The organism is Rhodanobacter fulvus Jip2 (genome assembly GCF_000264315.1).
In the GTDB taxonomy this organism is placed as follows: Bacteria; Pseudomonadota; Gammaproteobacteria; order Xanthomonadales; family Rhodanobacteraceae; genus Rhodanobacter; species Rhodanobacter fulvus.
The window spans coordinates 51,739-63,778 of sequence record NZ_AJXU01000007.1; the positions used below are offsets into that span (position 1 = coordinate 51,739).

Here is a 12,040-nt window from a genome sequence, read left to right on the forward strand (position 1 = left end):
CCACTCCCGGGGATACATCCCATGTACCGCTCCTCCGCTCCCGACGACCTGCGCTCGCCCGAACGCCGGTGCTGGCTGAAGCAGGCCGGCCAGCTCGCCATCGCCGGCAGCCTGCTGGCCGGTGGCGGCTGGGCGGTGCTCAAGCGCAAGCAGAACCTGTGGCAGGTGCGGCGCGAGCGAACGCTGATGCAGACCTCGGTGGCGGTGACCTGCCTGGCCGACGACGTAAAGGCCGCGGGCGTGGCCATCGAGGCGGCGTTCGAACGCATGGCCGCGACCGCCGCGCAGCTGACCCGCTTCGATGCCGCCAGCCCGCTGGCGCGGCTCAACCGCGACGGCCAGCTGGCGCAGGTGCCGGCGCAACTGGATGCGGTGCTGCGCCAGGCGCTGTCGCTGTCGCTGCTGACCGACGGCGCGTTCGATCCCACCGTGCTGCCGGTGCTGCGCTATTTCGAAACGCTGCGCGGCACGGCGAGCACCGACGCGCACGAGCAGCGCGTGGCCGAACGCCGCGACACGCTGGTCGGCTACCACGACCTCGCGCTCGATGCGCACGGCGCGCGGCTGTTGCGCCCGGGCATGGCCGTCACGCTGGACGGCATCGCCAAGGGCCACGTGGTCGACCAGGGTATCGCCGCGCTGCGCGGCGCCGGCATCGAGTACGGCCTGATCGACGCCGGTGGCGACATCCACGCGATCTGCGGCAACGACCCCGAGCGGCACTGGAACGTCGGCATCGTCGATCCGCGCGACGTCAGCCGCGTGGCGGCGGTACTGCAGCTGCGCAACGCGGCGCTGTCCACGTCGGGCAATTACCGCGTGTTCTTCTCCGCCGACCGGCGGCTGTTCCACATCGTCAACCCGCGCACCGGCTGGTCGCCGCAAAGCTATTCCAGCGTTACCGTGATGGCGCAGCGCTCGGTGCTGGCCGACGGCATGAGCACGGCGGCGTTCTCGCTGGAGCTGCCGCGCCTGTCCGCGCTGATGGACGCGCAGGATCAGCAGTGGCTGGCGTTCTCGCGCACGGGCGAGCAACGCTGGCGCTCGCGCGAACTGCCGCTGATCGCCGGCACGGCGGAGCGCGTGTGATGCGCGTGCCGCGTCCGCTCATCACCCGCGTGCTGCTGGCGTTGTGCCTGCTGTGGCTGGCACCCGTGGCGCTGGCCGGCATCGACGCGAAACATCCGCAGCTGCACGACGTGTTCCCGCAGGCCACCCGCTACGGCGACATCGAGGGCACGCCGCCGGCGGCCGCCGTGTACCGGGACGACAAGATCATCGGCTACGTGTTCGAGACGGTGATGGTGGCGCCGGTGCCGGCGTACTCGGGCGCGCCGATCAACCTGCTGGTGTCGATCGGCACCGACGGCAGCATCCGCGATGCGCGCGTGCTGGAGCAGCACGAGCCGATCCTGCTGGTCGGCATCCCGGTGCAGAAGCTCTACGACTTCGTGGCGCACTACATCGGCCATCGCGTGGACGACCAGATCGTGGTCGGCGGCGGTGCCAGCGGCAGCGTGCGCATCGACGCGATCAGCAGCGCCACAGTGACCTCGATGGTGGTCAACGAAACGATCATGAACTCGGCGCTGAAGGTGGCCGCCTCGCGCAAGCTGATTGCCGGCGCGACCGGTACCGACGCAGAAGCCGCCGCCGTGCGCACCGACTTTTACCAGCCGGCCGACTGGGACACGCTGACCGGCAACGGCGCGATCGGCCACCTGCAGCTCAAGCGCCGGGCGATCACCGACGCCTTCGAGGGCCAGCCGCAGAGCGGCCTGGTCGATGATCCCACCGCACCGTCACCCGGCCACGAGGGCGATGTCTTCATCGACCTGTACTTCACCGACGTCACCCCACCCACGGTGGGCCGCAACCTGCTCGGCGCCAGCGCCCATGCCGACTTGATGAAGCAGCTCAAGCCGGGCGATTCGGCGATCGCGGTGATGGCCAACGGCATCTATTCGTTCAAGGGCGTGGGCTACGTGCGCGGCGGCATCTTCGACCGCGTGCACCTGCTGCAGGACGGCAAGCTGGTGCTGTTCAAGGACACCGACCTGGTGCAGTTGAACGACACCCCGCTGCGCGGCAAGCCCGATTTCGCCGAGCAGGCGATCTTCATCGTGCGCCACGGCGGCAGTGGCTTCGACGCGACCCGGCCATGGACGCTGCAATTGCTGGTGAATCGCCAGGTCGGTCCGCTGCAGAGCATCTATCACACCTTCACCCGCGACTACCGCATGCCGGCCGCCTACACCACGCGGCCGGAGCGCAGCGCCGACACCTCCAGCGCGCTGCCGGCGGGTGCCGCGCTGTGGCAGAAGATCTGGTACGGCCGCCGCATCGACATCGCCGTGCTGCTGGCCGGGCTGACCGTGCTGACGCTGATCCTGCTGTTCCAGGACTGGCTGGTGACGCGGCCCGTGCTGCTTGAACGCCTGCGTACCGGCTTCCTGATCTACACCCTGGTGTTCATCGGCTGGTACGGGCTGGCGCAGTTGTCGGTGGTGAACATCTTCACCTTCATCCAGTCGCTGTTGCACGGCTTCCATTGGGAAACCTTCCTGATGGACCCGCTGATCTTCATCCTGTGGGTGTTCGTGGCCGCCACGCTGCTGCTGCTGGGGCGCGGCGTGTACTGCGGCTGGCTGTGCCCGTTCGGCGCGCTGCAGGTGCTGGTGAACAACGCGGCCAAGCGACTGCACGTGCCGCAGTTCGAATTTCCGCGGGCGGTGCACGAGCGGCTGTGGGCGCTGAAGTACGTCATCCTGCTGGTGCTGTTCGGCATGTCGTTGCAGTCGCTCAACACGGCCGAGCACTACGCCGAGATCGAGCCGTTCAAGACCACGTTCACGCTGCACTTCGCGCGCTCGTGGAGCTACGTGCTCTACGCGGTGCTGCTGATCGGCGTCTCCGCGTTCAACCACAAGTTCTATTGCCGCTACGTGTGCCCGCTGGGTGCCGGGCTGGCCGTGTCCGGACGCTGGCACTTGTTCGAATGGCTGCGCCGACGGCCGGAGTGCGGCAGCCCCTGCCAAGTCTGCGCCAACGAATGCGAGGTCAAGGCGATCCACGCCGATGGCCGCATCGACTTCAACGAATGCCACTACTGCCTGGATTGCCAAGTCACCCGCGTCAACGACCACAAGTGCCCGCCGGTGGTGCAGCAACGCAAGAAGCGCGAACGCGCCGCGCGACCGCTGCCCACACCGATCGTGCTGATTAACCCGGCAAACGCGCCGGAAACCCGAGAGCCGGCGCCCGTCGCCGACTGATCCCCACGTCACCTGCCCTCTGCGGATGAGAAGCCATGCACGACGAATCGAAGAACAAACCCGAAGCGAACGCGGAAGGCGCCGACCCCGCCCGTCGCAACTTCATGAAGAACAGCGCGCTGGCCGGCCTTGCCGGTGCGGCGGGACTGGCGCTGGCCGGCTGCGGCCGCAAGGGTGAGCACGGCGGCGCGGAAGGTGCCGCAGGCCACGATGGCGAGGGCCAGCGCAAGCACGGCGAACATGAAGCAGCCTCCGACCACGTGCCGCCCGGCCAGCTCGACGAGTACTACGGCTTCTGGAGCGGCGGCCAATCCGGCGAGGTGCGCCTGGTCGGCGTGCCGTCGATGCGCGAGCTGATGCGCATCCCGGTGTTCAACCCCGACTTCACCATCGGCTGGGGCGTCACCAACGAGAGCAAGCGCGTGCTGGGGCCGAACTTCCCGCCCGGCGGCGACTGCCACCACCCGCACATGAGCCAGACCGACGGCCACTACGACGGCCGCTACATCTTCATCAACGACAAGGCGCACACCCGCGTGGCGCGCATCCGCTGCGACGTGATGCGCACCGACCGCATCATCGACGTGCCCAACGTGCAGGCGATCCACGGCCTGCGCGTGCAGCGCGCGCCGCGCACCGGTTACGTGTTCGCCAATGGCGAGTTCATGATCCCGGCACCGAACGACGGGCGCGACCTGGAGGACCCGAAGAAATACCAGACCATGTTCAGCGCCATCGACGGCGACACCATGGAAGTGGCCTGGCAGGTGCTGGTGGACGGCAACCTGGACAACACCGAAGCCGACTACGCCGGCAAGTACGCCATCTCCACCTGCTACAACAGCGAGGGCGGCCTGGACCTGCCCGGGACCATGCAGGCCGAGCGCGACTGGGCGGTGGTGTTCAACATCGCGCGCATCGAGGAGGCGGTGAAACAGGGCAAGTTCAAGACCATCGGTGATTCGAAGGTACCGGTGCTGGATGGCCGCCACGGCTCGGCGCTGACGCTGTACATCCCGATCCCGAAGAACCCGCACGGCATCAACGCCAGCCCCGACGGCAAGTACGTGGTGGCCAATGGCAAGCTCTCGCCCACCGTCAGCGTGATCGAGTGGAGCCGCATCGACGACTGCTTCGCCGGCAAGCTGAAGGATCCGCGCGACACCGTGGTGGCCGAGCCCGAACTTGGCCTGGGCCCCTTGCACACGGCCTACGACGGCCGTGGCAACGCTTACACCACGCTGTTCATCGACAGCCAGATCGCCAAGTGGAACATCGCCGATGCGATCGCCGCCCACAACGGCAAGAAGGTCAACTACCTGCGCCAGAAGATCGACGTGGCCTACCAGCCCGGCCACTGCCACACCTCGATGGGCGAGTCGCACGATGCCGACGGCAAATGGCTGGTGTCGCTGAACAAGTTCTCCAAGGACCGCTTCCTGCCCACCGGCCCGCTGCACCCGGACAACGACCAGCTGATCGACATCTCCGGCGAGACCATGAAACTGGTCGCCGACGGCCCGGTCTACGCCGAGCCGCACGACGTGATCCTGCTGCACCGGCGGTTGCTGATCGACAAGGTGAAGAAGAGCTGGGAGCGCGACGATCCGTTCTTCGCCGAGACGGTGGCCATGGCGAAGAAGCACGGCGTCAACGTGCTGTCCGACAGCAAGGTCATCCGCGAGGGCCGCAAGGTGTTCGTGTACATGACCTCGGCCGCACCGATCTTCAGCCTGGGCAGCTTCAAGGTGAAGAAGGGCGACGAGGTGACCGTGGTGGTGACCAACATCGACGCGGTGGAGGACGTGAGCCACGGCTTCTGCATCGTCAACTACGGCATCAACATGGAAATCAGCCCCGGCGCCACCGCCTCGGCCACCTTCACCGCCGACAAGGCGGGGGTGTTCTGGTACTACTGCACGTTCTTCTGCCATGCGATGCACATGGAGATGAGCGGGCGGATGCTGGTGGAGGCCTGAGCCGTGCCGGGCCGCCGCACAACCCGCGGTGGCCCGGCCGGATCTTCCGGTTCCATGACGACATTTCGCTACCTCACGATCGCACTGCTGTTGCTGCTGGTGCTGCCGGCACACGCACGCGAATCGCTGGAACAGCTGGTGGCCGCGGCGGCCCCCGGCGCCACGATCAGCGTGCCAGCGGGCGTGCATGCGGTGCATCTGAAGCTGGACAAGCCGCTCATCCTGATCGGCGAGCCCGGCGCGATCCTCGACGGTGGTGGCACCGGTGACGTGCTGCGCATCGCCGCCGCCAACGTCACCGTGCGCGACCTGACCCTGCGCCGCAGCGGCAACGACCTCACCGCGATGAACGCGGGCATCTTCATCGAGCGCACGGCGCGCGACGTGGTCATCAGCGGCAACCGCATCGAGGACAGCCTGTTCGGCGTCTACCTCGACGGCGCCGCCAACGTAAGGGTGGAGCGCAACGTGATCCGCGGCATGCGCGAGCTGCGCGTGGCCGACCGCGGCGACGGCATCCATCTGTGGAACGACACCGGCTGCACCATCGAAGGCAACGACATCGCCGGCTCGCGCGACGGCATCTACGTCTACGTAAGCTCGCACAACACCATCACCCGCAACGTGGTGCACGACGTGCGCTACGGCGTCCACTACATGTATTCGCAATACAACCTGCTGCAGGACAACGTCAGCCGCGGCAACCTCGCCGGCTATGCGCTGATGTCCTCGCACCACCTCCGGGTAATCGGCAACAGCTCCGCCGACGAGAGCTCCTACGGCTTCCTGCTCAACTACATCGCGCACAGCGAGATCGCCGGCAACCGTGTGCATCGCATCAAGGGCCAGAGCGACGACGCCGGCGGCACCATCGAGGGCACCGAGGGCAAGGGGCTGTTCGTCTACCTGTCGCAGTTCAACACCTTCCACGACAACCTCGTCGCCGACTCGCAAATCGGCATCCACATGACCGCAGGTTCGGAGAACAACCGTCTGTGGGGCAACCACTTCGAGGACAACCGCATCCAGGTGAAATACGTGCAGAACCTGGCGCAGGAATGGTCCGAGCGCGGCCGCGGCAATTTCTGGAGCGACTACCTGGGCTGGGACCTGGACGCCGACGGCATCGGCGACATCCCGTTCCGCCCCAACGACGGCGTCGACGTGCTGCTGTGGAAATACCCGTCCGCGCGCAACCTGATGTCCAGCCCGGCGGTGCTGCTGATGCGCTACGTGCAGCGCGCCTTCCCCGTGTTCACACCGCCCTCGGTGCAGGACAGCCATCCGCTGATGAAAGCTTCCCGGGCCATGCCATGAACCATCCGATCGAATGCCACGCGCTGGCCAAGCGCTACGGCGAACTGGCCGCACTCGACGGCATCGATGCCCGCGTGCCGCACGGCCAGGTGATCGGCCTGCTCGGTCACAACGGCGCGGGCAAGTCCACCTTGATCAAGCTGATCCTCGGCCTGATCGCACCCAGTGGCGGTCGCATTGAAGTGCTCGGGCAGTCGCCGTGGCGCGCGCATGCCTTGCGCCGGCGCATCGGCTACCTGCCCGAGAGCGCGACGTTCTACGCCAGTCTCACCGGTCGCGAACTGCTCGACTACCTGGCGCGGCTGAAGCAGGCGTCACGCACGCAGGTAACCACGCTGCTCGAACGCGTTGGCCTGGCGCACGCCGCCGACCGACGCATCGGCACGTATTCGAAGGGCATGCGCCAGCGTCTGGGTTTGGCGCAGGCATTGCTGGGTTCGCCGGAACTGGTGCTGCTGGACGAACCGACCACCGGCCTGGACCCGCAGGCCACCCGCGAGCTGTATCGCATCGTCGGCGAGCTGCGCGCGGATGGCCGCTGCGTGCTGGTCTCCTCGCACCTGCTGGCCGAGCTGGAACCGCACATCGACGGCGCGCTGATCCTGCGCCAGGGCAAGTTGCTCGCCGCCGGCAGCCTGCATGCACTGGGCGAGCAGGCCGCGCTGCCAGCGCAGGTGTTGTTGCGGCCGCGCGAACCGGCAATGTCCGAACTGATCGCGCGCCTCGAAATGGGCGGCCTCCTGACGCAAACGCGTCCTGACGGCCGGCTGGAACTGCAGGTGCCACGCGCCAGCAAATTGCGCGTGCTGCGCGAACTGCTGGCCGACCCGGCCGTTGTCGATCTCGACGTGCGCGAACCGACCTTGGCGCAACTCTACGACTGGCTCGGCGCCGGTCCGCCATCCACGACGGAGGTGCCCGCATGAACCCGATCCTCACCGTCGCCGCCAAGGAATTTCGCGACGACTTCCGCAACCGTTGGACGATCGCGCTGACCATCCTGTTCGCGCTGCTGGCGCTGGGCATCGCCTGGTTCGGCAGTGCGGCGGCCGGGCGCGTGGGCTTCACCTCCTTCGACGCCACGCTGGCCAGCCTGACCACGCTGGGCGCCTTCGTGATCCCGTTGATCGGCCTGCTGATTGCCTACGACAGCATTGTCGGCGAGCGCGACGACGGCACCTTGCTGCTGATGCTCAGTTACCCGTTGGCGCGCGGCCAACTGGTGGCCGGCAAATTCCTCGGCCATTGCGGTGCGCTGGCCGCGGCCACGCTGGCCGGCTTCGGCCTGGCGGTGGCGATCATGCAGTGGATGCAGCCGCCAGAGCAGATGATGCAGGCCTGGTTGCAGATCGGCCGCTTCATCTTCAGCGCCTCGCTGCTCGGTGCCTGCTTCGTCGGGCTGGCATGCCTGATCAGCGTGCAGACGACCGACAAATCCCGCGCCGCCGGACTGGCGCTGATCGGCTGGCTGGTCAGTGTAGTGCTGTTCGACCTGGCGCTGCTGGCGCTGCTGGTGATCAGCGGCGGCAACCCGCTCGAGCGCGCGGTGTATCCGTACCTGTTGCTGCTCAACCCGGTCGACGTGTTCCGGTTGGTCAACCTCACCACGCTGGGCGACGGCGCCGGCAACGACCTGCTGACCGGCATGACCGCCCACCACACCTATTCGCCAACCCTGCTTTACGCGTTGTTGCTGGTTTGGGCCCTGGCGCCGTTCGCGTGGGCGATGCTCGCGTTCCGGCGCAAGGAAATCTGAGGAACCAACGGATGCTCTGCTCGCCGATGACCACTTTGCGTCGTGCCGCCTTCATGCTGGCACTGGCCCTGTTCGCTGGTTGCGGCGGCAAGCCCGCACCCCCACACCACGCCGTCGACACCCACCCGGAAGATGCCTGCGCAGTGTGCGGCATGTACCTGGACGGTTCGCCCGGCCCGCGCGCGGAGGCTTGGGTCAGCGGTCGCGCCAAACCGCTGGTGTTCGATTCCACCCGCGACTTTTTCGCCTACGTGCTGCAACCGGAAAATCAGGCTTCGCTGCAGGAACTGTTCGTGCAGGACAGCGCGCGCATCGACTGGCAACAACCCGCCCACGCCGCCGTCAGTTTCATCGACGCGCGCAGCGCCTCCTACGTGGCCTGGCAGCCGCTGCCCGGTTCGATGGGACCGACCCTGGCGCCCTTCGCCAACCTTGCGGCGGCGGAAGCGTTCAAGGCCGAACACGGCGGCGCCGTGCTCGGCTTCAGCGAAATCACGCCCGCGCTGGTGGCCAGGCTGGACTACCGCTGCCCGGTCCAGGTCGCCGCGAATCTCGGCACGCTGCAATGTCTCGCACCGTCCACACGATCGCTGGGCCTGCTGGGCCACAAGCGACCCGCGATTCCGCAGGCGCATTCACACGACCATCCATAACGGGAAGCTTCGAACATGCTCGGATTGAACAGTTTTTCGCACTGGATCGTGCTGCTGGTACTGGTGCTGCTGTTGTTCGGCACTGGCAAGCTGCGCAACACCGGCCGCGACCTCGGCGGCGCCATCGCCGGTTTCCGCAAGGGACTCAAGAGCGACACGTCGGACGATGCCGCGGAACAAGCCACGTCATCGAACGACCCGCGCTGACGACGGCGCGCCTTAAATGGTCAACCCAACAACCGCTCGCACACCGTGCGATACAGCGACGGCAGCTGGTCGAGTTCCACCATATCCACGCACTCGTCCACCTGGTGGATGGTGGCGTTGACCGGGCCGAGTTCCACCACTTCGGCGCCCAGCGGCGCGATGAAGCGGCCATCCGAGGTGCCACCGCCGGTGCTCTGTTCCGGGTCGATACCGCACAGCTCGCGGCACACGGCCACCACGGTTTCACGCAGCTGACCGCCTGGCGGGGTAAGGAACGGCTCGCCGGAGAGATGCCAGTCGATGTGGAAATCCACGCCGTGGCGGCGAAGGATCGCCTCGCTGCGCGCGCGCAGGTCGTCGGCGCGGCTGGCCGTGCTGTAGCGGAAGTTGAACAGCGCCGCGAGCGTGCCGGGGATGACGTTGTTGGCGCCGGTGCCGGCGTTGATGTTGGACACCTGCATCGAGGTGGGCGGGAAATCCGCATTGCCTTCGTCCCAGCGCTCGGCGGTCAGCTCGGCCAGTGCCGGTGCCAGTGCGTGGATCGGGTTCAGCGCCTTTTCCGGATAGGCCACGTGGCCTTGCACGCCGCGCACGGTGAGCGTGGCCGACAGCGAGCCGCGACGACCGACACGGATCAGGTCACCCAGCTTTTCCTTCGCGGACGGCTCGCCCACCACGCACCAGTCGATCTTCTCGCCCACGGCACGGAAATGCTCGACCACCTTGCGCACACCGTCGATCGCCACGCCTTCCTCGTCACTGGTGAGCAACAAACCCACCCGCCCGCGATGCTGCGGATGAGCCGCCACGAACTGCTCCAGCGCCACCACCATCGCCGCCACCGAGCCTTTCATGTCGGCGGCGCCACGGCCGTATAGACGTCCATCCCGAATGGATGGCTCGAACGGCGGGCTCTGCCAGGCATCCTCCGGCCCGCTGGGCACCACGTCGGTATGACCCAGGAAGGCCAGCGTGGGGCCGGCATTGCCGTGGGTGGCCCACAGATTGTCGACGTCGCCGTAACGCAGGTGCTCGATGCGGAAGCCCACGCGCTCAAGGCGCTCGGCAATCAATGGCAGGCAGCCGGCGTCGTCGGGCGTGACCGAGCGGCGGCGGATCAAATCACAGGTGAGATCGAATACGGCGGACATGCGCTCTCGCAGAGGCAGCGGGAAAAAGGAAATCGCAGCATATCAAGCGTGCGACTCGACGTTGCCTCAGCCGGCCACCACCACGCCCAACACATGCCCCACCGCATAGGTGACTGCGGCGGCGGCGGCGGTGATCGCGAACTGGCGTGCGATCGAAAACAGCATGCTGCGCCCGGTGAACAGCGAGGTGCCGATACCGATCAGGGCAAGCCCGGCGGCCGTGGAGCAGGCGCTGGCAAGCAGCGCGGCCTGGCCGCCCAGGAAAAAGTACGGCGCCACCGGAAACAGCGCACCACAGGCGAACAGGCAGAACGATGAAATGGCAGCGCCCCAGGCCGAGCCACCCAGTTCACTGGGGTCGATGCCAAGGTCCTCGCGCACCAGCATGTCCAGCGCCGCGCGCGGGGTTTCGGTGACGTGGCCGGCCAGATGCGCGGCGGCGGCGGGGTCGAGCCCTTTCTCCCGATAGATGCCGGTGATGTGGCGCAAGCCGTCTTCCGGCGCCACCGCCAGCCGCTCGGCGCGCTCGGTGATCTGCGCCTGGTAGAACTCGCGCGAGCTGTTGACCGAAAGCCATTCGCCCAGCGCCATCGAACAGGCACCGGCGACCAGGCCCGCCAGGCCCGCCAGCAACACGGCGCGATCGCCGGACGCCGCGCCGGCCATGCCCATCACCAGGCTGACGTTCGAGACCAATCCGTCGTTGGCGCCCAGCACCGCCGCGCGCAACGTGTTGCCGCTTTGCGGCCGGTCGCGCCGGCCATGCACGCCGTGCTCGTCCCGCGGAATGAAATGATCGCGATGACGGTTGCGGTCCACCGGCGTGGATTCGTGGTCGGCATGTTCCAGCCGCACCACGGTGGGCATCACGAACTCGGTGCCGAAGCGACGCGCGAACGCGCTCAGGGCGCGAACACGCAAGCCGACGCGCGCCGGGGGCACCGTTTCGCCAAGCTCGCGCAGGCGCGCCTCCCAGAAACCGGCGTTGACGGTTTCGCCCTTGGCAATGCGTCGATACGCCCGCGCCAGCCTGGCGTCGGTGGCCAGCTCGGCCAGCCGTCCATACAGCGCGGCGTTGTCGCGCTCGATGCGCAGATTGTTGCGATAGCGCCGGACCCGGTGGGTGCTCATATCCGTGGACTCAGAGTTTGTGAGGAAAACCACTTCCTGTGGTTTTCCTCTATCGCGCTTCCGGCACAGGCCCGGAAGCGCTCACGCGGACCCATCACTTGCGTGATCGATCCGCGCCCGGCCATCGTGGCCGGGCTTCGAGGTTGAGAAAATCACAACCTCTCAGCGACCAAACAGCTTCTTGAAGCCGTTGTCGCTGAAGCCCACGCTGACCGCGCCGTCGGCTTGCACGACCACGGGGCGGCGGATCAGCGCGGGGTATTCCTTCAGCAGCAAGGTCCACTCCGGATCGCTGCCGGGGTTCTTGCGCTGCGGCAGCAGGTTGCGCCAGGTGGTGGACGATTTGTTGACCAGCTTTTCCCAGCCACCGAGCTGCGCCGCCCACGCTTTCAACGTGGCTGCCGGCACCGGGTTGGCGCGGTAGTCGATGAAGTCGTGGGCCACGTCGAAGCGGGCCAGCCAGTTGCGGGCCTTCTTGCAGGTATCGCAGTTGGGAAGGCCGTAAAGCGTCGGTTCGGTCACGCGCAATTCCTGTAGGAGCGGCTTCAGCCGCGATGCTCTTGCCTTGGAG

The 12,040-nt window shown here is 67.2% G+C and carries 11 protein-coding genes; 8 read left to right on the forward strand and 3 right to left on the reverse strand.

Annotated elements, in window-relative coordinates; translation table 11 throughout:
- Positions 1-21 precede the first annotated feature (21 nt).
- The 8 genes from UU9_RS01400 to tatA are packed head-to-tail and all read left to right on the forward strand — an operon-like array spanning position 22 to position 9,187.
- A complete protein-coding gene (locus UU9_RS01400; RefSeq protein WP_007079921.1) occupies positions 22-1,089 on the forward strand; it encodes an FAD:protein FMN transferase in 1,068 nt (355 codons plus the stop codon).
- Positions 1,089-3,275, forward strand: coding sequence for a NosR/NirI family protein (locus UU9_RS01405; RefSeq protein WP_007079922.1), 2,187 nt, complete (start codon positions 1,089-1,091; stop codon positions 3,273-3,275). The genes UU9_RS01400 and UU9_RS01405 overlap by 1 nt, the downstream gene beginning before the upstream one ends.
- A gap of 35 nt (positions 3,276-3,310) precedes the next feature.
- Entirely contained in the window at positions 3,311-5,254 is a 1,944-nt protein-coding gene (gene nosZ / locus UU9_RS01410; RefSeq protein ID WP_007079923.1) for a TAT-dependent nitrous-oxide reductase, read from the forward strand.
- 54 nt (positions 5,255-5,308) lie between these two features.
- Entirely contained in the window at positions 5,309-6,571 is a 1,263-nt protein-coding gene (locus UU9_RS01415) for a nitrous oxide reductase family maturation protein NosD (RefSeq protein ID WP_007079924.1), read from the forward strand.
- Positions 6,568-7,497: an ABC transporter ATP-binding protein gene (locus UU9_RS01420; protein WP_007079925.1), complete on the forward strand. Its 930-nt coding sequence runs from the start codon at positions 6,568-6,570 to the stop codon at positions 7,495-7,497. The genes UU9_RS01415 and UU9_RS01420 overlap by 4 nt, the downstream gene beginning before the upstream one ends.
- Positions 7,494-8,327, forward strand: coding sequence for an ABC transporter permease (locus UU9_RS01425; protein ID WP_007079926.1), 834 nt, complete (start codon positions 7,494-7,496; stop codon positions 8,325-8,327). The genes UU9_RS01420 and UU9_RS01425 overlap by 4 nt, the downstream gene beginning before the upstream one ends.
- Before the next feature lie 26 nt (positions 8,328-8,353).
- Positions 8,354-8,980, forward strand: a complete 627-nt coding sequence (locus UU9_RS01430) for a nitrous oxide reductase accessory protein NosL (protein ID WP_237710193.1) — start codon at positions 8,354-8,356, stop codon at positions 8,978-8,980.
- 15 nt (positions 8,981-8,995) lie between these two features.
- Positions 8,996-9,187: a twin-arginine translocase TatA/TatE family subunit gene (gene tatA, locus UU9_RS01435; protein WP_007079928.1), complete on the forward strand. Its 192-nt coding sequence runs from the start codon at positions 8,996-8,998 to the stop codon at positions 9,185-9,187.
- Between the two features lie 20 nt (positions 9,188-9,207).
- Here tatA and dapE read toward each other — a convergent pair whose 3' ends face one another.
- The 3 genes from dapE to UU9_RS01450 form a co-directional block, all read right to left on the reverse strand.
- The gene (dapE, locus tag UU9_RS01440; RefSeq protein ID WP_007079929.1) at positions 9,208-10,338 is read right to left on the reverse strand and encodes a succinyl-diaminopimelate desuccinylase; all 1,131 of its coding nucleotides are present in this window, start codon (positions 10,336-10,338) and stop codon (positions 9,208-9,210) included.
- Between the two features lie 66 nt (positions 10,339-10,404).
- Entirely contained in the window at positions 10,405-11,469 is a 1,065-nt protein-coding gene (locus UU9_RS01445) for a VIT1/CCC1 transporter family protein (RefSeq protein WP_007079930.1), read from the reverse strand.
- Positions 11,470-11,631: 162 nt separating this feature from the next.
- Entirely contained in the window at positions 11,632-11,991 is a 360-nt protein-coding gene (locus tag UU9_RS01450) for an arsenate reductase (RefSeq protein ID WP_007079931.1), read from the reverse strand.
- Between the last annotated feature and the right edge of the window lie 49 nt (positions 11,992-12,040).